Raw genomic sequence first — 23,965 nt, 5'->3', positions numbered from 1 at the left:
CCAAAAATGCTCTACCAACACCGGCGCTGGGGCACCTTGTTGGGGTTCCGTGCCGGCTGTGAGTCGTTCCGCTGGGGGCCGTCTCGCCGAATGCACATGCAATCCATCCTGTGTTCATTCACCCCTGCTTTGCTGTGCCGGAATCTGCTTGACCAGGAGCAGACCGGCCGGTCCGGGGCCATCAACCCGGACATCGCACCCAGCCCTTACCCGGGCACCCTAATGAGAGTTAGAGCGGATGAAAATCACCTATTGGAAAACAGCGCTGGGCACAGCTCTGTCCGCGGGGCTCATCGCAGCGCCGCTGACAGCTGTGCCTGCCGTCGCACTGGAGGTCTCGCCGGCAGCCGCCGGAACTTCGCCGGTCGTCATCAATGAGGTCTATCTCAGCGGCGGCAGCGCCGGAGCGGCTTACAAGAACAAGTTCGTCGAGTTGTACAACACCTCGGACGCCCCCGTCGCCCTGGACGGCTGGTCCATCCAGTACCGCTCCGCGCCGGGCACCACCGCCCCGTCCACCACGGCTCCGCTTACCGGCACCATCGCCGGCAAGGGGTACTACCTGCTCAAGGGCGGCAGCAACGGTACCGTCGGACTGGACCTGCCCGCCGCCGACGCTTCCGCGACCGGGTTCAACCCGGCCGGCGCGGGCGGAACGATCGTCCTGGCTAAGCAGTCCACGGCCCTGAACCCGCTTGCCACCGGCTCCGTCGTCGAACCCGCCAACGTGGCCGACCTGCTCGGTTACGGGACCTCCAACACCTTCGAAACCCAGGCAGCAACGGCGCCGTCGGGCAACACGGACGTCAAGAGCATGAACCGCAGCGGCGGAGCGGACAGCAACAACAACTCTGCCGACTTCGCCCTGAACGCCGCCATCACCCCCAAGGCCGCCAACGGCGTCGCCGATCCGGGCCCCGTTGATCCGGGCCCCGTCACGCCGCCTGCCCTCAGGAGCATCGCCGAGATCCAGGGCACCGGCAACGCCAGCCCGCTCGCCGGAACGTCGGTGACTACCCGAGGCAAGGTCACCGCGGCCTTCCCAACCGGCGGTTTCGCCGGTTTCTATCTCCAGACGCCCGGCACCGGCGGCGATCTGACGCCCGCCAACCACACGGCGTCGGACGCCATCTTCGTCTACGCGCCGTCCGCCGTCGCCGCGGTGCAGATCGGCGACTACGTCGAGGTCACGGGCGATGTTGCCGAGTACTACGGCATGACCCAACTCAACGTCGCCGGCACGGCCGGGGTCACCAAGCTGACCGAGGCCGCCCCCGAGGTCAAGCCCACCGGCTTCTCCCTCCCGGCCGACGAGGCGTTCCGCGAATCCCTTGAGGCCATGCTGCTGACACCGCAGGGGCCGGTGACGGTTGCGGACAACTACTCGCTCAACCAGTACGGCGAAATCGGCCTGGCCGGCGGTACCACCCCGCTGGAGCAGCCCACCGCCGTCGCCCCTTACGGCTCCGCCGAATACACCGCCACCGTCGCGGCCAACGCCGCCCGCGGCATCAAGCTCGACGACGGCGCCAGCACCAACTTCCTCAAGGACGCCACCACCAAGGCCCTGACGCTGCCGTACCTGACCACCGCGGACCACGTCCGGGTCGGCGCGCCGGTGACGTTCAAGACCAATGTGGTGCTCAGCTACGCCAACAACTCCTGGAAGTTCCAGCCGTTGACCCAGCTGACCGCCGCCAATGCGGACACCGTCCAGCCGGCCGGCATCGGCGCCACCCGCGCTGAAGGCCCGGCAGCTGTGGGCGGCAACCTCAAGATCGCCTCGTTCAACGTGCTGAACTACTTCCCCACCACCGGCGACACGATCGCCGGCTGCAAGTTCTACACCGACCGGGCGGGGAACCCGATCACCGTCAGCGGCGGCTGCAACGTCCGCGGCGCCGCCAACGCGGAGAACTTCAAGCGCCAGCAGGACAAGATCGTCGCCGCCATCTCCAAGTCCGGCGCGGATGTCGTCACCCTGATGGAGGTCGAAAACTCGGCCCAGTTCGGCAAGAACCGCGACGACGCCCTGTCGAAGCTGGTTGACGCCCTGAACATCGCCACGCCCGGCATCTGGGACTACGTCCGCACCCCCGCGAACGCACCCCCGCTGACGGACGAGGACATGATCCGCACCGCGTTCATCTACAAAAAGGCCGCGGCCGAGCCGGTGGGCGAGTCCATCATCCACAACGACACGGTCGCCTTCGCCAGCGCCCGCAAGCCGCTGGCCCAGGTCTTCAAGCCCGTCGGCGCCGCCGATGACAAGAAGTTCATCGCGATCGCCAACCACTTCAAGTCCAAGGGCTCGGCGGCCACGCCGGATGACACGGACAAGGGCCAGGGCAATTCGAACCTCGCCCGCACGGCCCAGGCGCAGTCCTTGCTGGCCTTCTCCGACGAACTGCAGAAGTCCAAGGGCACCAACAAAGTGTTCCTGATCGGTGACTTCAACTCCTACGCCAAGGAGGACCCGATCAACGTCCTCACCGGCGCGGGGTACGTCAACCAGGACGACAAGGCCAAAAACGCCGACGGCAGCGCCAAGCACTCCTACCTCTTCGGCGGCCTGGTGGGCTCTCTGGACCACATCCTCGCCTCACCGGCGGCCAACGCCATCGTCACCGGCGCTGATATCTGGAACATCAACTCGGTGGAATCCGTGGCGCTGGAGTACAGCCGCTACAACAACAACGTCACCGACTACTACGTGCCGAACCAGTTCCGCGCCAGCGACCACGATCCGGTGGTGGTGGGACTGAACCTGCCCACCGTCCCGGCCAGCGTTGACCTGAACTTCCTGGGCATCAACGACTTCCACGGCCGCATCGATTCCAACACCGTGCTGTTCGCGGGAACCATCGAGAAGCTCCGGGCGGCCGCGGCCCCCGGCGCCACCGCGTTCCTCTCCGCCGGAGACAACATCGGCGCCTCGCTGTTCGCCTCCTCCGTCGCCAAGGACCAGCCGACCATCGATGTGCTGAACGCCCTCGAGCTGCGCACCTCCGCGGTGGGCAACCACGAGTTCGACGGCGGCTGGGCCGACCTGCGCGACCGGGTCATCGCCGGCGGCAGCAACGCGAAGTTCCCGTACACGGGCGCCAACGTCTACAAGAAGGGCACCACCGAGCCGGCGCTGCCGGAATACACCGTGCTGGACATGAACGGGATCAAGGTCGCTGTGATCGGCACCGTCACGCAGGAAGTGCCCTCCCTGGTCACCCCTGCGGGCATCACCGATCTCGAATTCGGCGACCCCGTCGACGCGATCAACCGTGTTGCCGCGAAGATCAAGGCTGACAAGCTCGCCGACGTCATCATTGTGGAAAACCATGACGGCGCCGGGTCCGGCACTCCCGAAGGCGCCACCCTGGAGCAGGAAGTCGCCGCCGGCGGCCCCTTCGCCAAGATGGCCACCGAGGTCACCCCGGATGTTGCTGCGATCTTCAACGGCCACACCCACAAGCAGTACGCGTGGGACGCCCCCGTGCTGGATTCTGCCGGGCAGCCCACGGGCAAGACCCGTCCGATCGTCCAGACCGGCAACTACGGCGAGTTCATCGGCCAGATCCAGCTCACTATCGACACCAAGACCATGTCCGTCACCGGCTACAAGGCGGCCAACGTCAAGCGGACCACAGATGCGGCGGCCGGCCTGGTTGCCACGTACCCGCGGGTAGCCGCGGTGAAAGCCATCGTGGACAAGGCCGTCGCCGACGCAGCCGTGATCGGCAATCAGCCGGTCGGCAAGGTCACCGCGGATGTCACGACGGCGTTCGGCGGCTCCCCCGCCGTGCGTGACGACCGCTCAAGCGAATCCACCCTGGGCAACCTCGTGGCGGACTCCCTCGTGGACGCCCTCAAGGCACCCGAGGTCGGCTCCGCCGAGATCGGCGTCGTCAACCCGGGCGGCCTGCGCAACGAGCTGTACTACGCGCCGGACGGCACCATCACCTACGCCGAGGCCAACGCGGTCCTGCCGTTCGTGAACAACCTCTGGACCACCACACTCACCGGTGCGCAGTTCAAGACGCTGCTGGAACAGCAGTGGCAGACCAACCCGGACGGCACGGTCCCCAGCCGCGCCTACCAGCAGCTGGGCCTGTCCAAGAACGTCAATTACACCTACGACGCGGCCCGCGCCGCCGGTGACCGGATCACCGCGATCCGGGTCAACGGCGCGCTGATCGACCCGGCGAAGTCCTACCGGATCGGAACGTTCAGCTTCCTGGCAACCGGCGGCGACAACTTCCGGATCTTCAAGGAGGGCGCCGCCACCAAGGACTCGGGACTCGTGGACCGTGACGCGTGGATCAAGTACCTGCAGGCCCACAATCCGGTCTCGCCCGACTTCGCCCGGCGTTCAGTGGCCGTGGTGAACACCACCGCGGCCGAGGTCAAGGGCGGGGACACCATCACCCTGGCGGTCTCCAAGCTGGACCTCACCTCACTCGGCAGCCCGGCCAACACCTCGCTGCGGGCCGAGTTCATCGATGCGGCGGGTACCGTGACCGCGCTCGGCAGCGTGCCGGTGACCGCTGGTGCGGCCTCGGTGAGCGTGTTGGTGCCGGCCGGCGCCGCCGCCGGCGGGGGCACCCTGGTGCTTACCGCCGTCGAGTCCGGCACCGTGGTGAAGGCGGAGGTGCTGGTCGCGGCCAGCGTGCCGGTCCCGCCGCAGTGCACCGCACCGGTGAAGCCAAAGCGGCCCGCGGACCTCGTGGGCCAGGCCAACTACGGCACGGCAATGGCGGCCTACCGCCATTGCCTGAAGGGCTAGTTCCTTAGCCGTTCAGCAGTGAGCATGCCCGCTCCCCGGCCGGAGCGGTGGACATTTTGTGCAAGTGTCCATTGCCCGGCCTGGGGAGCGGGCATGCCCATTGTGTCTTCGCCTTCCAGGACCAGCGTCATACGAGGCGGGCGGGACGAAAGTGGCGAGAGGTGCGCATGTTGCGCTGGTAACATTTGCCCACATGCGTAAAGGGAGATTTAACCGGGCTGTTGGCATCTTCATCGCCCTGATTGCCAGCGGCGCAGCCGCCCTCCTCTGGATCGCCGTCGCCGCCGGCGGCCCGGCGCTGAGTGAATCCCCTGCGCAGGGCATTTTCTTCGGCTTCTGGAGCATCCTCTACAACACGGATGCACCGGCGCCCCGCATCATCCTGGCCGCAATCGCCATGGCACTGCTCCTGGCCGCCGGGGTCGCAGCGGTGGACCGGCGGATCGCCAACCGGTCGCGCCGCTCGCTGGACCCGCTCACCGGCCCGCTCGCGCCCCGCGTGGTGATGTCGGCGACGCGCGGCGTGTACGCCGGCCCCGTCAGGGTCACCGTACTCATCCCGGCCCACAACGAGGAAGTCTCGCTGCCGCTGACCATCACCTCCCTGCTGGAGCAGTCCCGCCGTCCCGACCGCGTCATCGTTGTGGCCGACAACTGCAGCGACTCCACGGTGTTCGTCGCCCGGGAGGCCGGCGTCGAGGTGATCGAATCGGTCAACAACACCCAGAAGAAGGCCGGCGCGCTGAACCAGGTGCTCCAGGGGCTGCTGCCCGAGCTCGGCGACAACGACGTCGTGATGGTCATGGACGCGGATACCCGGCTCGACGACGGCTTCCTGGCGGCCGCGGTGGACCGGTTCGCCAACGACCGGGCGCTGATGGCCGTCGGCGGCCTGTTTTACGGTGAGGAGGGGCACGGACTGATCGGCCAGTTCCAGCGCAACGAGTACCTTCGCTACAGCCGGGAGATCGGGCGGCGGCGCGGCCGCGTCTTCGTGCTGACCGGCACCGCCTCCATGTTCCGTGCCCGCGCGCTGCGCACCGTGGCCGCCAGCCGCGGCTCCTCGATCCCGGGCACCCCCGGCCTGGTCTACGACACCGCTGCCCTCACCGAGGACAACGAGCTGACGATCGCGTTGAAGTCCCTGGGCGGGCTGATGATCTCGCCTGAGCAGTGCACCGTAGTGACCGAATTGATGCCCAGCTGGCGCACCCTCTGGGCGCAGCGGCTGCGCTGGCAGCGCGGGGCGCTGGAGAACATCGGCGCCTACGGCATCACGCCGCCCACCCTGCGCTACTGGGCCCAACAGCTTGGGATCGGCTACGGCGTGATCGCCCTGGGCTCCTACCTGCTGCTGATCTTCCTGATGGTGGTCTCGCTGGACACCTGGATCTGGTTCCCGTTCTGGCTGGGACTGGGTGCCCTGTTCATGGTCGAACGGGTCGCCACGGTCTGGAAGGGCGGCTGGCGGGCGAGCCTTCTGGCCGTGACCCTATTCCCGGAGCTGTTCTTCGACATGTTCCTGAACGTCGTCTACCTCAAGGGCGTCGCCGATATCTCGCTGGGCCGGACCGCCAGCTGGAAACACGTCACCCCTGTCCGGGTGCCCGAGAATTTCGGAGCCGAACGCCGATGACCGTCACCGCCGCCGTCCCCGCAGGCATCCTGTTCCCCGAGTCCCTGCTGCACTCGCAATGGTTCGCCATCCTCGCCACGTTTGTGGCGATCAATACCGTGATGTACGCCGCCCTCGCGCTGGCGAAGATCCTTCCGAAACTGCACCCCTCGGACTGGATCCGCACCCGGAACGAGCGCTCCGAAACCCGCAGCATCCACCCCGACGCCAACAACTAGGGCGCTACCGGCCGAGGATGTCCCGGGCGATCTCATCGGCGTCTCGCAGGGTGCGCTGGCCGCTGCGGTAGACCGGCCCCTGCTGCTGCCGGGCCTCGGCCGCGATCGCGGTGCCCCATTGCGTTGCGGAGAGCTGAAGACCCAGCACGTACACGCCGTCAGTGACCGTCCCGTTTGCCGCCACGGGACGGTAGGGATGCGGGACCACGTCCAGGCCGGAACTCTGCACCGGCGTTCCTTCCACGCTCATCATCAGGCGCGGACGCACCAGGCCGTCCGCGAGCAACTGCTCGAGCAGCGGGGAGGCATTGATCGCCACCCGGTTGGCCGGTGCCAGCGCTTCGATCAGCACGGGTGCCTCCACCCGGTCTCCGCCGTCGCTACCGCGGCCGGCCGCCCACGGAGAGGCGGCCGTGAACATCCGGGCCTTCCGGTCCACACCGAACTTCGGGTCCGGGCCCACGAAACTGACCACCCCGGCCCGCGCGAGGGCCGCGAGCTGCTCGGCGCGAAGGGCGGGCGGACCGCTCGCGATCCCCTCCACGAATGATTCGAACCAGCCGCGCAGGCCCGCCACCCACGATTCGTCCGTGATGCCGCCGTCGGCCACCACGGTCTTCAGCACCGCGCGTCCGTGGTGCAGGGCGCCGATCGCCATCTTCACCGGATCGTCCTCGCCGAGGGCGGAGCGCCGCGCGTCGTCGAGCAGGTAATCGACGACGGCGGCGTCCAGGTCCGCGCGGGAGGCGAAGCTGCGGCCGGCCAGGGGTGCGGCGAGGCCCAGCAGGTCCAGGCGGTGGTGCGGCCGGACCGATGCGTCGATCACCGACCGGGCGGCGTCTTCCCAGTTAGCGGTGGAGTGGGCATGCGGCCGCAGGGCCTCCTCCAGCGCGCCGAGGAAGCCCGCCGGATCCGCGCCGACCGCGTCGGGCTGCGAGCGCGCCAGGGTGGAGTAGTAGGCCCACACGGCATCCCGGTGCAGCAGCGGCCACAGGTCGTGGTCGAAGGCGGGCACAATACCGGCGGCCGCGAACCTGGCGACCGCCTCCTCGGTGCAGTACTTCAGCTGCACCGCTGCCGGGTAGTAGCCGGCCAGGGTCGCCTTGGCCCGGTACGGGGTGCCGCGCCGGGAGGCGGCGATGATGTGCGGTTCCCGCCCGGAGGGGAGGTAGGTGAGCCCGGACCCGTCCGGCGCGGGGAGGAATCTTCCGCCGCGGCCCTCGGTCAGCTGGCCCATCACGTCGAAGAAGTTCAGGCCCATGCCGCGCACCAGCACCGGCTGGACCGCGGGGATCCCGGACCAGTCGACGTCGGCCGGGGCGGCCGGCGGCAGGTACTTCAGGCCCAGCTCATCGGCCGCGGCCTGCAGCTCGCGCTGTTCGGGGTTGAGCTTGGACTCCAGATGGCCAAGTGCCAGCACCACCGATCCGACGGAAAGCACGGAACCCTCGGCGAGCTCGACGTCGAACCTGGCGTTCCCCTCTCCGGCGGCCGCTGTCCCGGCGGCCGTTGCCCCGGCGGCCGGGCGGACTGCCGTCGCGCTGCTCTGGTGGAATTCCACCGTGACGCCGTCGGGCAGCCGGTCCAGGAGGTCCTCCAGCGTGCACCTCAGGTAGCGGCCATAAAGCGCGCGGCTCGGGAAGTCGGCGGATTCCAGGCCGGCCAACTCGGCACGCTCCTCGGCGGACAGCGCCGTGTGCGGGTCCCGCCGCTGCGCCTCGCGCCACTGGTCGAAGGTGCACCCGGCCAGCGGCCGCGCCAGCTCCGGATCCTCCGGAATCACCGTGGGATAGAAGGACTGCGTGTTCATCAGATATAGCCGCGACTGGCCGGGCTGCCAGACATGGCCGGGACCCGCGGGATAGGGGTCGATGACGTGGATATGCAGGGTGGCCCCGGGTGCGGAGGGGGTCCAGTTGGCGAGCAGCCGCTCCAGCACACTGGTGCCCCTGGGCCCGGCGCCGACCAGGGCCGTCCGGATGCTCTGCGATATGACCACGGCATCCAGCGTATCCGCATCCGGGCCGGCGGCTTGACTTGCCTGCCCGGCGTCGCAGTTGCTTGGATGGGGCCATGACCACCACTGCAGCTGAGCAACCCACCGCGCCCGGCGGCCCCACTGGAGAGACTTCCGGCACCGCCCCCGAGCCCGTCGACGAGAACATCTGGCTGGAGGACATCTACGGCGAGGCCCCGCTGGCCTGGGTCCGCGAACAGAATGCCCGCACCGAGGAACTGCTCCAGGACGCCGAATACGCGGAACTCGAAGCCCGGGTCCTCGAGGTGCTGGACTCCACCGACCGGATCGCCATGGTGGGCAAGCACGGCGGCTGGTACTACAACTTCTGGAAGGACCGCGACAACCCCAAGGGCCTGTGGCGGCGCACCACCTGGGAGAGCTACCGGGCGGGTTCACCCGAGTGGGAAGTCCTGCTCGACATTGACGCCCTCGCCGCCGCCGAAGGCGAGGAATGGGTCTTCCACGGCGCCAACTTCCTGCGCCCCGCCGCCGGGCAGCCGCACCGGCTGGCCCTGCTGGCGCTCTCCCCCGACGGCGGCGACGCGAACCGCTACCGCGAGTTCGACGTCGAGACCCGCAGCTTTGTAGACCCCGCAGACGGCGGCTTTGACCTGCCGACGGCGAAGGGCAACGTGTCCTGGTTGGACGCCGACACGCTGCTGGTCACGAGCACGGCCGCCGGCCTGCCCCGGACCAGTTCCTCCTACGCCCGGACCGGCGTGGTGCTGGGCCGCGGCGAATCCCTCGCCGCCGCCGAGCGGATCTTCGAAATCCCGGAAGACCACATGATGGCGATCCTGGCGCACGATTCCACCCCCGGCTTCGAGCGGACGTTCGCCGTGGATTGGATCAGCTTCTTCGAAAGGCGCACCTCGGTCCTGCGCGACGGCGTGTGGGTGGAGATCGACGTGCCGGACGACGTGAACCTGAGCTCGCACCGGGAGTGGCTGCTCTTCCGGCCGCAGGGCGACTGGACGGTCAACGGCACGAGCTACCCGGCAGGGTCCCTGCTGGCGGCGGGATTTGAGGAATTCCTGGCCGGCAGCCGGGAACTGTCCGTGCTGTTCACCCCCGATGAGCACACCTCCCTGCAGTCCTGGAGCTGGACCCGGGACTTCCTGCTGCTGAACCTGCTCCGGGACGTGTCCTCCGAAATCCGGGTGCTGGACCCGGCGCGGCCCGGCACGGACGTCGCGTGGGCCGCCAGCGTGCTGGACGCCTGCCCGCCGCTGCACGACGTCAACGCGTACAGCGTCAGCGACGACGACGGGGACGAAGACGGGGACGAGGACGGAGCCGAGGGCGCCGGGTGCGACAACGCTGCCGGGAATGATTTCTGGCTGGTCGCCACCGGGTTTGCGACGCCGACCACCCTGACCCGCGGCACCTTGAAGCGCGCTGGCGCGGACGGCGTCGTCAGCACGCACGAGGTGGTCCGGACCGCGCCGTCGTTCTTCGACGAGGACGCCTATGAGGTCCAGCAGCACTTTGCGGTGTCCAAGGACGGCACCCGGGTGCCCTACTTCCAGGTCGCCTCGCGGGACCTGGTGCTGGACGGGCAGAACCCCACCCAGCTCTCCGGCTACGGCGGATTCGAGATTTCCCGCACCCCCGCCTACAGCGGCGCCGTCGGCCGGGCCTGGCTGGAACGGCGAACCGACGAATCCGCGGGCGCGGACGGCGAGGCGCCGCACAGCCGCGGCGGGGTCTATGTCGTGGCGAACATCCGCGGTGGCGGCGAGTATGGTCCGGCGTGGCACCGCGCCGCGCTGCAGGACAAGCGCCACCGCGCCTACGAGGACTTCGCCGCCGTCGCGCAGGACCTCATCTCGCGCGGCGTGACATCCCGCCAGCGGCTGGGCTGCGTGGGCGGCTCGAACGGCGGCCTACTGGTGGGGAACATGCTCACCCAGTACCCGGACCTGTTCGGGGCCGTCTCCTGCGGGGTCCCGCTGCTGGACATGCGCCGGTACACCAAGCTCTCCGCAGGGTATTCCTGGATTGCCGAATACGGCGACCCCGACGTGCCCGGGCAGTGGGAGTTCATCCGGACCTTCTCGCCCTACCACCTGCTCCGCGACGGGGTGGAGTACCCGGAAACCTTCATCTGGACCGCAACCTCCGATGACCGGGTGGGTCCGGTGCAGGCGCGCAAGATGGCCGCCCGCATGCAGGCCATGGGCATCCCCAACGTCTGGTTCCACGAGGCGCTCGAGGGCGGCCACGCGGGGGCTTCGGACAACCGGCAGGCCGCGGCGCTGCAGAGCCGCAGCCAGCACTTCCTCTGGCGCGCGTTGGCGGGCCGGGCGGACTGAGACCGGCCTTGCCGCACCGCAACGCGGGGTCACTTCCGGCCCATTCCGGGCGCCGGGACCGGCCGGAGGTGACCCCGCGTTGACCGTTTTGCACTGCATGGCCCCTTCTGCGTATCCTTGGTTGGCTAGTAATAGCAATTGGAGACGTGCCAGAGCGGCCGAATGGGCTTCACTGCTAATGAAGTGTGGGGCACAACTCCACCGGGGGTTCAAATCCCCCCGTCTCCGCGTTTGGCCCCGGTCCTGGACCGGGGCCTTTTGCGTTCCCGCCCCAACGCGCCCTCACCTCCGGCGGAAACTCCCCCGACCACCCCCTCCGGCGGAACTCGAACAACCCTTCCAGCGTCCGGGCGGCCCGGAGCGGTGGCGTGTCCGGCCTTGGCCGGTCCGGGGCGTTCGGGTGGCAGGATAGGCGCATGTCGACCAACCACACGTATGACGCGATCATTGTCGGCGGCGGCCACAACGGCCTGGCCGCGGCAGCGTACCTGTCCAGGGCGGGCCGGAAGGTCCTGCTGTTGGAAAAGCTCGGCCACTCCGGAGGCGCCGCGGTGTCCGCGCAGGCGTTCGACGGCGTCGGGGCCCGGCTCTCGCGCTATTCCTACCTCGTGAGCCTGCTGCCCCAGCAGATCATCGACGACCTCGGCCTGCGCATCACCCTGGCGCGGCGGCGGTACTCCTCGTACACCCCGGACCCCGCCGACCCCGGCCGGGCACTGCTGGTCGACAACGAGGACGCCGCGACCACAGCTGCCTCCTTCGCGGCTGTCGGGGCCTCCGAGGACGAGTTCGGTGCGTTCAACGACTTTTACGCCGGCTGCGGAAAGCTCACCCAGGCCCTCTGGCCCACAATGACCTCCCCGCTGCCCACCCGGTCAGCGGCACGGCAGCTGGCCCTGGCGGCCGGCGCCGGGGAAGCATGGGAAGCCATGATTGAGCAGCCGATCGGGCACGCCATCACCCGGGCGCTGCGGCACGACCTGGTCCGCGGAGTCGTGCTGACAGACGCACTGATCGGCACCTTCGCCCGCGCCGACGACGCCGACCTCCAGCAAAACATCTGCTTCCTGTACCACCTGATCGGCGGCGGGACGGGCGACTGGGACGTACCCGTGGGCGGAATGGGAGCGGTGTCCGGGGAACTGGAACGGTCCGCCCGCGAAGCCGGGGCGACCCTCCTGGTGTCCGCCGAGGTCACCTCGGTGCAGCCGGGCGGCGTCGTGGGCTACCGGCACGACGGCGCAGACCACACCGCCGCCGCCCCGTGGGTTCTCTCCAACGTGGCACCCGTGGTGCTGGACCGGCTGCGCAACGCCGCGGCGGACGGGTCTGGTGCGGACGGGTCTGGTGCGGGGGCGGGCGGGTCTGGTGCGGGCTCCGCGCCGTCACCCGCCATGCCCCCGCGCGCCACAGTGAACCCGAACCACCTCCGCGAGGGCGCCCAGGTCAAGGTGAACCTGCTGCTCAAACGTCTGCCCCGGTTGCTGGACGGGTCCGTGAGCCCGGAAGCTGCCTTCGGCGGCACGTTCCACATCAATGAGACGTGGTCCCAGCTGGATGGCGCGTACCTTCGCGCCGCGGCCGGGAACGTCCCGGAACCCCTGCCGTGCGAAATCTACTGCCACTCGCTGACGGATCCCAGCATCCTGTCACCTGAACTGCAGGCCGCCGGCGCGCAGACCCTCACGGTGTTCGGCCTGCATGTCCCTGACCGGCTGATCAACGCCCAGAACAATGAGGACCGGCGCGCCGAGCTGCAGGCGGCCGTGCTGCGGTCCCTCAACAGCGTGCTCGCCGAGCCGGTCGAGGAGCTGCTGCTAACGGACTCGAACGGCCGGCCATGCATCGAAACCAAGACCACGCTGGACATCGAACGCGCCGTCGGGATGCCCCGGGGAAATATTTTCCACGGCGGCCTCGATTGGCCCTTTGTGGAGGACGGCGCGCCCCTGGACACCCCGGCGCAGCGCTGGGGTGTCGCCACCGACGATCCGCAGCTCCTGTTGTGCGGCTCGGGTGCACGCCGCGGCGGCGCCGTCAGCGCAATCGGCGGCCACAACGCGGCCATGGCCGTGCTGGAAGCGGAACAGCCGCCCGGGGAGTGAGGCGGCGGGTCCAGGCCCGCACGCCACGCGTGCCGGCCTAGCCGGCCTGGCCGAGCACGAGCGGCAGCACGGCGCCGGCGCCGGCGAGCCGGAGGGCCCGCCCGGCCACGGTCACGGTCCAGCGGCTGTCCACGAGGTCGTCCACCAGCATGACACTCTGGCCCCGGATGCCCTCCAGCGCGGCGGCCAGCTCGGGTCCCACGACGAGCCGGTCCCACACGCCCGCAAGCCGGTAGGCGCTGTTTCCGCCGCGGCCACCGGTCGGACCGCCGTGGGCGAGCTGCAGCTGGCCCAAGTAGGGGATGCGACCAATCTCGGAGATGCCGCGCGCCAGCGACTCCACCAGTTCCGGCTTGCCGCGGGACGGAACGCTGATGATCGCCGCCGGGCGACCCGCGCCGCTCCAGCCGGGGGTGCGCGCGTCGCCGCTGCCCCATTCGCGCAGGACCTGAACACAGGCACGCAGCATTCCCGGGTCGACGGCCCGGTCGGGGGCGCCGGCGGCGAACGTTTCGCGCAGCGCCCCGCCCCAGCCCAGGTCTGTCAGCCGGGCCAGCACCCGGCCGTTGGCCAGGGCCTCCTCCGGCTTGATCTTGCCCTTCACGTTCACGCCCAGGCGGTCCATGCCGCTGGGCCACTGCAGCCGCGGTTCCAGCACCATTCCGGCACGGCTGAGGGTCGCGCCCGCCGCCTCCGTGGCGTCCGCGGCGATGTCGGCCGGGAACCACCGGCCGGCGCAATTATCGCAGCGGCCGCAGGCCCGGGCCGTCTCGTCGTCGAGGACCGAGGTGATGTACTCCATCCGGCAGCCCGCAGTGTCCTGGTAGATCACCATGGAATCCTGCTCGTCAACCCGGGCCTCGGCGATCCGGCTGTACCGTTCGGCGTCGTAGGTCCACGGCCGCCCGGTGGAGCGCCACCCGCCGCCCACGCGTTCGACGGCGCCGTCGACGGCCAGCACTTTGAGCAGGAGTTCCAGCGGGGTCCGACGCAGGTCCACCCGAGCCTCCAGCGCCACGGTGGACACGGCCGTCCCCGCCTCGGCGAGGGCGGTCAGCACAGCGGCGGCCTTTTCTTCCGAGGGCATGGACGCGGTGGCGAAGTACTGCCAGATATCCCGGTCCTCGGAACCGGGCAGGAGCAGCACGTCGGCGTTGGCGGCGCCGCGGCCGGCACGGCCGACCTGCTGGTAGTACGCCACCGGGGAGGAAGGCGCGCCCAGGTGCACCACAAAGCCAAGGTCCGGCTTGTCGAAGCCCATGCCAAGCGCGGAGGTGGCCACGAGCGCCTTGACCTGGTTGTCCTTAAGCAGCTGTTCAGCGCGTTCGCGGTCCGCGGGGTCGGTCCGGCCGGTGTAGGCAAGCACCTCGTGGCCGGCTTCGGCCAGCAGGCGGGCGGTGTCCTCGGCGGCGGAGACGGTAAGGGTATAGATGATGCCGCTGCCGGGCAGGTCGGACAGGTGGGTGAGCAGCCAGCCCAGCCGTTCCCGCGAGTCCGGCAGCCGCAGCACGCCCAGGCGCAGGGACTCCCGGCCCAGGGCGCCGCGGATGGTCAGCACACCCTCGCCGAGCTGTTCCTCGATGTCGTGCACCACCCGGGAGTTCGCGGTGGCTGTGGTGGCCAGGACCGGCACGCTGTCCGGCAGCTGGGTGATCAGGTCCGCGATCCGCCGGTAGTCGGGGCGGAAGTCGTGGCCCCAGTCGGAGATGCAATGCGCTTCATCGATCACCAGCAGCCCGGTCCGGCGGACCAGTTCGGGGAGCTGGTTTTCGCGGAACGACGGGTTGGTGAGCCGCTCGGGAGACACCAGGAGCACGTCCACCTCGTCCGCTGCGAGCTGTTCACGGACGGTGTCCCATTCGAGCTGGTTGGCCGAATTGATGGCCACCGCCCGGACCCCTGCCCGCGCCGCGGCCGCCACCTGATCACGCATCAGGGCCAGCAGCGGGGACACGATCAGGGTGGGGCCTGCGCCGCGGCGGCGCAGCAGCAGGGACGCGACGAAGTACACGGCCGACTTCCCCCAGCCGGTGCGCTGCACAACGAGGGCACGCCGGCCGCCGTCGACGAGGGCCTCGATCGCCTCGAACTGGCCGTCATGGAACTCTGCGCCGGCGTGCCCCACAAGCTCACGCAGCACCGCCTGGGCCTGCTCACGCGTTCCGGACCCCGCAGCGGCGCTAGCGGCGGCGGAATCGGGGGCGGTCAGGATTGCAGCGTTCTGGTTATTGGCCATTGCTTCAGTATCCCAGCCTCCTCCGACAGCCACGAAGCGGGCGGCCGCGTATGTGGACAGGCGTTGTCCACATACGCGGCATGCTCCCGGCGGCCAACAGCGGCTTCCACGTAAGATGGAGCCGTGACTAGCGACCAGACGAAGACTTTTGACCTCTCGGCTTCCTTCAAGGCCTACGACGTGCGCGGAATCGTGGGCGACTCCATCACGGCCGAAATTGTCGAGGCCGTGGGGGCTGCCTTCGTGGATGTCCTGGGCCTGGCCGGACAGACCGTGCTGGTCGGCGGCGATATGCGCCCCTCCTCCCCCGAGTTCAGCCGCGCCTTTGCCAACGGCGCAGCCACCCGCGGCGCCAACGTCCAGCTGCTGGACCTGATCTCCACCGATGAGCTGTACTACGCGTGCGGCGCCCTGAACGCCGCCGGAGCCACCTTCACCGCAAGCCACAACCCGGCCGAATACAACGGCATCAAGATGGCCAAGGCCGGCGCCGTTCCGATCTCCTCGGAAACCGGCTTGAAGGAAATCCAGGCCCTCGCGGAGGACTACCTCAACGCCGGGGCGATCCCCGCGAACGGCACCCGCGGCCTGATCAGCGTGCGCGACGTGCTCAAGGACTACTCCGAATACCTGCGCAGCCTCGTTGACCTCCGCGGGTCCCGTCCGCTCAAGGTCGTGGTCGACGCCGGCAACGGCATGGCAGGGATGACCACCCCGGCGGTGCTGGGGGACACGCTGCTGCCGAAGCTGCCGCTTGAGATCATTCCGCTCTACTTCGAGCTCGACGGATCCTTCCCGAACCACCCGGCCAACCCGCTGGAGCCGGAAAACCTCCGCGACCTGCAGGCCGCCGTCGTCGAGCACGGCGCGGACATCGGGCTGGCGTTCGACGGCGACGCCGACCGCTGCTTCGTGATCGACGAAAAGGGCGAGCCGGTCTCGCCGTCGGCCGTGACCGGCATGGTGGCCCGCCGCGAGATTGCCCGCGCCAAGTCCAATGGCGAAGACAACCCCACGATCATCCACAACCTGCTGACCTCGCGGGCGGTGCCCGAACTGGTGGCCAACGACGGCGGCCGCGCGGTCCGGACCCGGGTGGGCCACTCCTTCATCAAGGCCGTGATGGCTGCGGAGGGTGCGATCTTCGGCGGCGAGCACTCCGCGCACTTCTACTTCCGCGACTTCTGGAACGCGGACACCGGCATGCTGGCCGCCATGCACGTGCTGGCTGCCCTCGGCGAGCAGGACGGCCCGCTCTCTGAGCTCGGCCGCGAATACGAGCCCTACCGGTCCTCCGGCGAAATCAACTCGGAAATCGAAGACAAGGCGGGCGCCGTGGAGCGCGTCCGCCTGGACTTCCACGACGAGGACGTCGAGGTGGACTACCTCGACGGCAGCACCTTCATCGCGGCGGACGGAAGCTACTGGTTCAACCTGCGCCCGTCCAACACCGAGCCCTTCCTGCGCCTGAACGTCGAGGCCACGGACCAGGCGACCATGGAACGCATCCGCGACCGGGTCCTGGCCGTGGTCCGGGGCTGACCGCCATGACCGATTCCTCCGAGGCCCAGAGCACCATCCTGCAGCCCGCGGACCCGGCAGCGGACTCCTGGCGCGGCTCGGTGCCGGACGCCAGCGCCACCGACCTGGAGAACCTGCTGGGCACCGGGGTCGGGGCCGCCCAGGAGCAGCTGGAGCGCAACGGCGGCTTCCTGCCGTTCGCCCTGGTGGTGGAAAACGACGGCGAGGTCCGCCTCGTCGCCGTGACACCGGCCGACGCGGCCGGGGACGGCGACGCCGACTTCGACGCCGACGGCATGATCAGCGACCTCACCGAACTGCTCCGGCAACACCGGGACGAGTTCCGCGCCGCCGCCATCGTCTGCGATATCACCCTGCTGGAAGAAGACTCGGACGCGATCCACGTGGCCGCCGAACACCAGGACGGCTCCGTCTTCGCCGCAGTGCTGCCCTACGGCGCCAACCCGGAGACGAACGAGCTGGAATTTGGCGAGCTTTCCGCCGACTCCAACGAACCCGCCGTCTGGGTGGACTAGACCAGGCCCGTGCCATGAAGATCAACGCCTTCGCGGACGTGAGCCTGCGCGCGATGATGGTGCTCGCGGCCGCGGCCGACGGTGAGCCGCTCACCACCCAGAGCATCGCCGATGCCGTCGGCACGCCCTACAACCACGTCAGCAAGGCGATGGCGAAGCTGCGGGCACTGGGCCTGATCGACGTCGAACGCGGCCGCAACGGCGGGTCCCGGCTCAACGCGGCGGGCCGCGCCGCCACCGTCGGACAGCTGCTGCGCGCCCTGGATACCCGGACCGACCCGGCCGACTGCGTCGCAGCCGCCGGCACCTGCCCCCTGATCACCGAGTGCCGGCTCCGCGGCGCGCTCGGCCGGGCCAGGGAGGCCTTCTACCGTGAGCTTGACGACATTGTCGTCGCCTCATTGCCCACCACGCGGCAGATGAACCCCGTCTTTCAGGCGATCGGCCTGCGTCCGGGCCTCTAGCCCGCCTGCGGCCCTCTTCGGTATTCCCCGCGCAATTTGCAACCATTTTCTACGACGTGTAGAACTGAGGCATAAATACTCGTATTTCAAATGCATGTATTTCAGTTCGGTCCGGTTGAAGACGCCGGGCCACTACCTCAGGAGTCAGCAATGCTCTCGGACAAGTCCTTCCCCGTCATCGAGGCCACCCTGCCGCTGGTCGGTTCCCGGATCGGCGAAATCACCCCCAAGTTCTACGCCCGGCTCTTCGGCGCGCACCCCGAGCTGCTGGACGGGCTGTTCAGCCGCTCCAACCAGCGCTCCGGCGACCAGCAGCAGGCCCTGGCCGGAAGCATCGCCGCTTTCGCCAGCCACCTGGTGAGCCACCCGGGAACCCTGCCCGAGACCGTCCTGGCCCGCATCGCCCACCGGCACGCCTCGCTCGGCATCACCGAACCGCAGTACCAGGTGGTCTACGAGCACCTCTTCGCAGCCATCGCCGAGGACCTGGCCGAGGTCATCACCCCGGAAATCGCCGAGGCATGGACCGAGGTGTACTGGCTCATGGCCGATGCGCTGATCAAGCTTGAAAAGGGCCTCTACGCCGCCCAGGCCAACGGCAAGATGTGGAGCCCGTGGCGTGTCGCGGCCAAGACGCCCGCCGGCACCGGCTCCATGACCTTCGTACTGGAACCGGCCGACGACACCCCGATCACCCCGGCGCTGCCCGGCCAGTACGTCAGTGTCAAGGTCACCCTCCCTGACGGCCTGCGCCAGGTCCGCCAGTACTCACTCTCCGGCGACGCCGGCACGAGCCGCAGCTTCACCACCAAGCTCGACGACGGCGGCGAGGTCTCACCGGTGCTGCACAACAACGTTGAGGTCGGCGACGTCCTGGAGATCTCCAACCCCTACGGCGAAATCACGCTCAAGGAGGACGAGGGCCCCGTGGTGCTGGCCTCCGCCGGCATCGGCTGCACGCCGTCGGCGTCGATCCTGCGCTCCCTCGCGGCAACCGGCTCGGACCGCCAGGTGTTGGTCCTGCACGCGGAAAGCACCCTCGACAGCTGGGCCCTGCGCTCCCAGATGACGGACGACGTCGAACGCCTCGAGGGCGCCGAGCTGCAGCTCTGGCTCGAGCGTCCCGAGGCCGGTGCCAGGGAAGGCTTCATGTCGCTGCGCGACGTGGACCTGCCGGCCAATGCCTCGCTGTACCTCTGCGGCCCGCTGCCGTTCATGAAGAACATCCGCAACGAGGCCATCAACGCCGGCATCCCCGCCACCAAGATCCACTACGAGGTCTTCGGCCCGGACATCTGGCTCGCCAACTAAGTCCCAACGACGGCGGCCCCGCACCTTATCCAAGGTGCGGGGCCGCCGTCGTTGGTCCGGGCACGGGTTAGTGCGCGGACATCCGTTCCTTCAGCGCCTCGAGCTCGGAGCGCAGCGCATCCGGCAGGGAGTCGCCGAACTTGGCGTACCACTCTTCGATGGAGGCCAGCTCGGCGTCCCATTCCTCGCGGTCGACGCGGACGGCGTCCTCGACGTGGGCGTGGGTCAGGTCCAGGCCGGTGAGGTCCAGCGCGGTGCCGGTCGGGACGAAGCCGATCGGGGTCTCGACGGCGTCGGCCTTGCCCTCGATGCGCTCGATGGCCCACTTGAGGACACGGGCGTTGTCGCCGAAGCCGGGCCAGGCGAAGCCGCCGTCGGCCGTGCGGCGGAACCAGTTCACCAGGAAGATGTGCGGCAGCCGCTCGGGGTTGGCCTTGCCGGAGACGCTGATCCAGTGCTTCAGGTAGTCGCCGGCGTCGTAGCCGATGAACGGCAGCATGGCCATCGGGTCGCGGCGGAGTACGCCGACCTGCCCGGCGGCGGCGGCCGTGGTCTCCGAGGAGAGGGTCGAGCCCATGAAGATGCCATTCGTCCAGTTGCGGGCCTGGGTCACCAGGGGGACGGTGGTCTTGCGCCGCCCGCCGAAGAGGATGGCGGAGACCTCGACGCCCTCGGGGCTGTAGTACTCCTCGGCCAGCATGTCGACCTGCGAGATCGGGGTGCAGAAGCGGGAGTTCGGGTGCGCGGCAGGCTTGTCCGACGCCGGGGTCCAGTCATTGCCCTGCCAGTCGGTCAGGTGCGCCGGGACTTCGTCCGTCATGCCTTCCCACCACACGCCGCCGTCGTCGGTGAGCGCGACGTTGGTGAAGATGCTGTGTCCCTTGGCGATGGCGCGCATGGCGTTGGGGTTGGTGCCCCAGCCGGTGCCCGGGGCGACGCCGAACAGGCCGGCCTCCGGGTTGGTGGCGCGCAGTTCGCCTTCCTTGCCGATCCGCATCCAGGTGATGTCGTCACCGAGGGTTTCGACTTCCCAGCCGTCAATCGTGGGGTCCAGCAGGGCGAGGTTGGTCTTGCCGCAGGCGGAGGGGAAGGCCGCGGAGACGTAGTAGTTCTTCTTCTCCGGCGACGTCAGCTTGAGGATGAGCATGTGCTCGGCGAGCCAGCCCTCGTCGCGGGCCATCACGGACGCGATGCGCAGCGCGTAGCACTTCTTGCCCAGCAGGGCGTTGCCGCCGTAGCCGGATCCGTATGACCAGATGGAGCGCTCCTCCGGGAAGTGCACGATCCACTTCTCGGGGTTGCACGGCCACGCAACGTCGGCTTCGCCGGGGGCCAAGGGCGCTCCCAGGGAATGCAGGGCGGGGACGAAGAAGGCGTTGGTGGCGGTGATCTTGTCCAGGACGGCAGTGCCGATCGTGGCCATGATGCGCATGGAGGCAACAACGTAGGCGCTGTCCGTGATCTCCACGCCAAACTTGGGGTCCTCGGCGTCGAGGTGGCCCATAACGAACGGGATGACGTACATCGTGCGGCCGCGCATGGAGCCGCTGAACAGGCCGCGCAGCTTCTCCTTCATCTCAGCCGGGGCCATCCAGTTGTTGGTGAAGCCTGCATCGCGTTGGTTCTCGGAGCAGATGAAGGTCTGCTCTTCGACCCGGGCGACGTCGGCGGGATCCGAGAACGCCGCGAAGGACTTCGGGAACAGTTTCTCGTTCAACCGGGTCAGGGTGCCGGCGGCGACGAGCTCGTCCGTGAGCCGGGTGTTCTCCTCTTCCGAACCATCAACCCAGTGGATCCGGTCCGGCTGGGTCAGTTCAGCAACCTCTTCAACCCATGCCAGCAGTCCAGCATGAGTGGTGGGTGCTTTCTCAAGCAGCGGCAGTCGCGCCAGATCGCCCATTACGGTTCCCTTCCTCGGGTTCAGTGGTGTGTCCTAAATGCTAGGTGTCGCGGAGGATTCATTTTCGGGCCCAAATACGGGTTGACGGCGGGACCCCGATCCAAAAACCGCGGAAATTCAAGGTTTAATAACTCCACACGCCGGACATTTTGTGATCAAGGTCACATAGACCGGTCTAGTCGGGCAGATTACAGGGTTTCCGATTTGGAACTCTGGGCCCATCTCGCGTAAAGTAATTCGAGGTTCGGGGGAGCGAGAAACTCCCGAAGAGCCGAGAATGCGCCCATAGCTCAGCTGGATAGAGCGTCTGTCTACGGAACAGAAGGTCAGGGGTTCGAATCCCTTTGGGCGCACAGAGATAGAGACACAGAGAAAAAGATCCGCACCGGTCCGCCGGTGCGGATCTTTTGTTTTCCCTGGTGTGCGGCGCCGCCGGAAAAGCGCTGCGGTTTGAGACCAGCGCGGACCGCCCGCTACACCCCTACTCCCCCGCGACCCCCGCGATCCGGCGGCGCAGTCCGTCAAAGTGGCGGCCCAGCCGCTCGGCCGCGAGCGCCGCACCGCCCGCCGCCACGGCCTCGTAGATGCTCCGGTGCAGCGCGGCCGCCGCTGTCGGATCGACGTCGTCGCCTCCGAGTTCCTGCTGGATTCCGCGGTAGACGGCCTGGAACGCCCCGAGCAGGTCGCGCAGCAGCCCGTTGTCCAGCGGCTCGAACAGCAGGCGGTGGAATTCGGCGTCGGCTTCGGGGAAGTGCTCTCCGGATCCGGCCAGCGCTTCCATCCGGCGCACGGTAGCCTCGAGTCCCGCGAGCCGGTCCGGCGTCATGAGCGCCATGGAGCCGCCGATCAGCGCGGATTCGAGCACCCGCCGGAGCTCAATCAGTTCCAGCGCCTCGTGCCCGTGGTGGCGCAGCGATAACCGAGCCCGGAAGGTCAGTCCGTCCGTCAGCGCCCCGAAGCTGCTCGGGGCCACGAACATGCCGAAGCCGTGGCGGATCTCGATCACGCCCAGGGCCTGGAGCACCTTGAGCGCCTCCCGCAGCGTATTCCGACCGATTCCCAGCAGGGCGGCCAGCTCGGTTTCGGTGGGCAGGGCCTCGCCGGGCTCCAGTTCCCGTTCGAGGATCAGATCGATGATCTCGGCCTGCAGGGCGCGCAGCCTGGCCTGCGCGCCGAGCCGGTTCGGCGGCACGGCCCCGCCCGCACTCAAAGTTGCTGCGTTCACTGGCGACCTCCTCCCCCAAGGTGGTCCTCAGCGTAGCGGACGTCCCATGTCCTGCAAAGGGTCCGGAACCGGCCTCCCCGACGGGGCTAGGCTGTTGCCATGACGGCACATATTGAGCGGGAATTCGATGTCATCGTGATCGGGGCCGGCGCGGTGGGCGAGAACGTGGCCGAGCGCGTAGTCAAGGGCGGCCTGACCGCGGTCCTGGTCGAGGCCGAACTGGTGGGCGGCGAGTGCTCCTACTGGGCGTGTATGCCATCGAAGGCCCTGCTGCGGCCCGGCGCCGCGCTGCACGGCGCTCAGACCGTGCCCGGCGCCGAAGAGGCCGTCACCCGCGTGCTCGACGCCGCCGCCGTCCTGAAGCGACGCGACTACTTCACCTCCAACTGGCAGGACGACAGCCAGGTCAAGTGGGCGGAGGACACCGGCATCGAGCTGATCCGCGGCCACGGCTGGATCACCGGCCCCCGCCGAGCGGAGGTGGCCGGGCTCGACGGCAACAGCTACGCGCTCAAGGCACGCCACGCCGTCGTAGTGGCGACCGGGTCTCGCCCGAGCATCCCGCCCGTGGAAGGCCTCGCCGACGTCGACTTCTGGACCACGCGGGAGGCGACGTCCGCCCAGGAGATCCCGCCGCGGCTCGGCGTGCTCGGCGGCGGCGTGGCCGGCACCGAACTCGCCCAGGCGTTCGCCCGGCTCGGGGCGTCCGTGACCGTGGTGGCCAGGGGCGGGCTGTTGGGAGCGTTCCCGGCCCCTGCGGCGGAGCTGGTCCACGCCGGGCTGCGCGCCGACGGCGTCGAACTCCGCCTCCGCACCGGCACGCAGAGCGTCCATGAGAACGACGACGGCTCCCTGACCTTGGCGCTCGACGGCGGCGGTCGCGTCACGGTGGACAAGCTTCTGGTCGCAACCGGCAGGCACCCCGCGCTGGAGGGGATCGGGCTGGAGAGTGTGGGCTTGGCCGGCGAGGACGGGACGCCGACGCGCCTTCGGATCGACGCGAGCGGACTCGTCGTCGGAGCCGACGGCAACGAGGACGCCCCGTGGCTGTACGCCGTCGGCGATGCCGCAGGCAAGGTCCTGCTGACCCATCAGGGCAAATACGAGGCCCGTGCCACAGGCGACGCGATTGCCGCCCGCGCCCGGGGCACGCTCGCCGGCGAGCCCGCCCCCTGGAGCCCCTTCGCCCGCACGGCCGACGAACACGCCGTGCCCAACGTCGTCTTCACCGACCCCGAGCTGGCAAATGTGGGCCGCAGTCTGGAACAGGCCCTCAAGGACGGCTACCGGGCCACTTCCGTGGAACTCCCGATCCAGGTGGCGGGATCCTCACTGCACTCCGAGCACTACAAGGGCTGGGCCCAGCTCGTGGTCGACGAGGACCGGCGGGTGCTGCTGGGTGCGACGTTCGCCGGCCCCGATGTGGCCGAGCTGCTGCACGCGGCGACGATCGCCGTCGTCGGCGAGGTCCCGCTGGACCGGCTCTGGCACGCCGTCCCGGCCTACCCCACCATCAGCGAGGTGTGGCTGCGGCTGCTCGAAAAGTACGGCCTCTGAGCGCGAACGGACACTTGGGGCCCGGAATCAGCTGTTGCCCGGGGCTCTAAGTGTCCGTTCGCTCACATCCGAGGGGCGTCAAGTGTCCGTTCGCTCACATCTATTTGAACTGACCGGTCAGTTTAGTTAGCCTTGGAGCAG

14 protein-coding genes and 2 tRNA genes are annotated in these 23,965 nt (G+C 69.0%); 12 read left to right on the top strand and 4 right to left on the bottom strand.

What is annotated here, in order from left to right; genetic code table 11:
* The first annotated feature begins 238 nt into the window (after positions 1-238).
* The 3 genes from FFF93_RS02670 to FFF93_RS02660 all read left to right on the top strand — a co-directional run bounded on the left by FFF93_RS02670 (position 239) and on the right by FFF93_RS02660 (position 6,634).
* Positions 239-4,780: an ExeM/NucH family extracellular endonuclease gene (locus tag FFF93_RS02670; RefSeq protein WP_138767444.1), complete on the top strand. Its 4,542-nt coding sequence runs from the start codon at positions 239-241 to the stop codon at positions 4,778-4,780.
* Between the two features lie 193 nt (positions 4,781-4,973).
* Complete coding sequence (locus FFF93_RS02665; RefSeq protein WP_138767445.1) at positions 4,974-6,416, top strand: glycosyltransferase; 1,443 nt, start codon at positions 4,974-4,976, stop codon at positions 6,414-6,416.
* Positions 6,413-6,634 carry a hypothetical protein gene (locus FFF93_RS02660; RefSeq protein ID WP_261375266.1) on the top strand — a complete coding sequence of 74 codons (222 nt, stop codon included), beginning with the start codon at positions 6,413-6,415 and terminating at the stop codon, positions 6,632-6,634. Before FFF93_RS02665 ends, FFF93_RS02660 begins: the two co-directional genes overlap by 4 nt.
* Positions 6,635-6,638: 4 nt before the next feature.
* On the opposite strand, the gene FFF93_RS02655 is transcribed toward FFF93_RS02660, so the two are convergent.
* Positions 6,639-8,633: an FAD/NAD(P)-binding domain-containing protein gene (locus tag FFF93_RS02655; protein WP_138767446.1), complete on the bottom strand. Its 1,995-nt coding sequence runs from the start codon at positions 8,631-8,633 to the stop codon at positions 6,639-6,641.
* Between the two features lie 74 nt (positions 8,634-8,707).
* Between FFF93_RS02655 and FFF93_RS02650 the strand changes: the two genes are divergently transcribed.
* The 3 genes from FFF93_RS02650 (at position 8,708) to FFF93_RS02640 (ending at position 13,074) form a co-directional block, all read left to right on the top strand.
* Entirely contained in the window at positions 8,708-10,969 is a 2,262-nt protein-coding gene (locus FFF93_RS02650; RefSeq protein WP_138767447.1) for a prolyl oligopeptidase family protein, read from the top strand.
* A 140-nt stretch (positions 10,970-11,109) separates the two neighbouring features.
* Positions 11,110-11,197, top strand: a tRNA-Ser gene (locus tag FFF93_RS02645).
* Positions 11,198-11,385: 188 nt separating this feature from the next.
* Complete coding sequence (locus FFF93_RS02640; protein WP_138767448.1) at positions 11,386-13,074, top strand: NAD(P)/FAD-dependent oxidoreductase; 1,689 nt, start codon at positions 11,386-11,388, stop codon at positions 13,072-13,074.
* A 37-nt stretch (positions 13,075-13,111) separates the two neighbouring features.
* On the opposite strand, the gene FFF93_RS02635 is transcribed toward FFF93_RS02640, so the two are convergent.
* Positions 13,112-15,310 carry an ATP-dependent DNA helicase RecQ gene (locus tag FFF93_RS02635; protein WP_138767449.1) on the bottom strand — a complete coding sequence of 733 codons (2,199 nt, stop codon included), beginning with the start codon at positions 15,308-15,310 and terminating at the stop codon, positions 13,112-13,114.
* A gap of 123 nt (positions 15,311-15,433) precedes the next feature.
* Here FFF93_RS02635 and FFF93_RS02630 point away from each other — a divergent pair, with 123 nt between their 5' ends.
* The 4 genes from FFF93_RS02630 to FFF93_RS02615 all read left to right on the top strand — a co-directional run bounded on the left by FFF93_RS02630 (position 15,434) and on the right by FFF93_RS02615 (position 19,142).
* Positions 15,434-16,852, top strand: coding sequence for a phosphomannomutase/phosphoglucomutase (locus tag FFF93_RS02630; RefSeq protein ID WP_138767450.1), 1,419 nt, complete (start codon positions 15,434-15,436; stop codon positions 16,850-16,852).
* A 5-nt stretch (positions 16,853-16,857) separates the two neighbouring features.
* Positions 16,858-17,367: a hypothetical protein gene (locus tag FFF93_RS02625; protein WP_138767451.1), complete on the top strand. Its 510-nt coding sequence runs from the start codon at positions 16,858-16,860 to the stop codon at positions 17,365-17,367.
* A gap of 14 nt (positions 17,368-17,381) precedes the next feature.
* Complete coding sequence (locus FFF93_RS02620; protein WP_138767452.1) at positions 17,382-17,831, top strand: Rrf2 family transcriptional regulator; 450 nt, start codon at positions 17,382-17,384, stop codon at positions 17,829-17,831.
* A gap of 150 nt (positions 17,832-17,981) precedes the next feature.
* On the top strand, positions 17,982-19,142 hold the full coding sequence (locus FFF93_RS02615) for a globin domain-containing protein (protein ID WP_138767453.1): 1,161 nt from the start codon (positions 17,982-17,984) through the stop codon (positions 19,140-19,142).
* Positions 19,143-19,209: 67 nt separating this feature from the next.
* On the opposite strand, the gene FFF93_RS02610 is transcribed toward FFF93_RS02615, so the two are convergent.
* Entirely contained in the window at positions 19,210-21,042 is a 1,833-nt protein-coding gene (locus tag FFF93_RS02610; protein WP_138767454.1) for a phosphoenolpyruvate carboxykinase (GTP), read from the bottom strand.
* 279 nt (positions 21,043-21,321) lie between these two features.
* On the opposite strand from FFF93_RS02610, the gene FFF93_RS02605 reads away from it, so the two are divergent.
* Positions 21,322-21,395, top strand: a tRNA-Arg gene (locus tag FFF93_RS02605).
* A 128-nt stretch (positions 21,396-21,523) separates the two neighbouring features.
* Here FFF93_RS02605 and FFF93_RS02600 read toward each other — a convergent pair.
* Positions 21,524-22,252 (bottom strand): FadR/GntR family transcriptional regulator, encoded by a 729-nt coding sequence (locus FFF93_RS02600; RefSeq protein ID WP_395858431.1) that lies wholly within the window; start codon positions 22,250-22,252, stop codon positions 21,524-21,526.
* A gap of 114 nt (positions 22,253-22,366) precedes the next feature.
* Here FFF93_RS02600 and FFF93_RS02595 point away from each other — a divergent pair, with 114 nt between their 5' ends.
* On the top strand, positions 22,367-23,824 hold the full coding sequence (locus FFF93_RS02595) for an NAD(P)/FAD-dependent oxidoreductase (protein ID WP_138767456.1): 1,458 nt from the start codon (positions 22,367-22,369) through the stop codon (positions 23,822-23,824).
* The last annotated feature ends 141 nt before the right edge of the window (positions 23,825-23,965 follow it).

This window comes from Arthrobacter sp. KBS0702 (assembly GCF_005937985.2).
Taxonomy (GTDB): domain Bacteria; phylum Actinomycetota; class Actinomycetes; order Actinomycetales; family Micrococcaceae; genus Arthrobacter.
Note: the sequence above shows the minus strand (reverse complement) of the source record. Positions and strands in the feature narration are given on the sequence as shown.

What these genes read in the sequence shown, in the direction of transcription:
- FFF93_RS02670 (WP_138767444.1), top strand. Translation starts at nt 239, where the DNA reads ATGAAAATCACCTATTGGAAAACAGCGCTGGGCACAGCTCTGTCCGCG.
- FFF93_RS02665 (WP_138767445.1), top strand. Translation starts at nt 4,974, where the DNA reads ATGCGTAAAGGGAGATTTAACCGGGCTGTTGGCATCTTCATCGCCCTG.
- FFF93_RS02660 (WP_261375266.1), top strand. Translation starts at nt 6,413, where the DNA reads ATGACCGTCACCGCCGCCGTCCCCGCAGGCATCCTGTTCCCCGAGTCC.
- FFF93_RS02650 (WP_138767447.1), top strand. Translation starts at nt 8,708, where the DNA reads ATGACCACCACTGCAGCTGAGCAACCCACCGCGCCCGGCGGCCCCACT.
- FFF93_RS02640 (WP_138767448.1), top strand. Translation starts at nt 11,386, where the DNA reads ATGTCGACCAACCACACGTATGACGCGATCATTGTCGGCGGCGGCCAC.
- FFF93_RS02635 (WP_138767449.1), bottom strand. Translation starts at nt 15,310, where the DNA reads ATGGCCAATAACCAGAACGCTGCAATCCTGACCGCCCCCGATTCCGCC.
- FFF93_RS02625 (WP_138767451.1), top strand. Translation starts at nt 16,858, where the DNA reads ATGACCGATTCCTCCGAGGCCCAGAGCACCATCCTGCAGCCCGCGGAC.
- FFF93_RS02620 (WP_138767452.1), top strand. Translation starts at nt 17,382, where the DNA reads ATGAAGATCAACGCCTTCGCGGACGTGAGCCTGCGCGCGATGATGGTG.
- FFF93_RS02615 (WP_138767453.1), top strand. Translation starts at nt 17,982, where the DNA reads ATGCTCTCGGACAAGTCCTTCCCCGTCATCGAGGCCACCCTGCCGCTG.
- FFF93_RS02610 (WP_138767454.1), bottom strand. Translation starts at nt 21,042, where the DNA reads ATGGGCGATCTGGCGCGACTGCCGCTGCTTGAGAAAGCACCCACCACT.
- FFF93_RS02595 (WP_138767456.1), top strand. Translation starts at nt 22,367, where the DNA reads ATGACGGCACATATTGAGCGGGAATTCGATGTCATCGTGATCGGGGCC.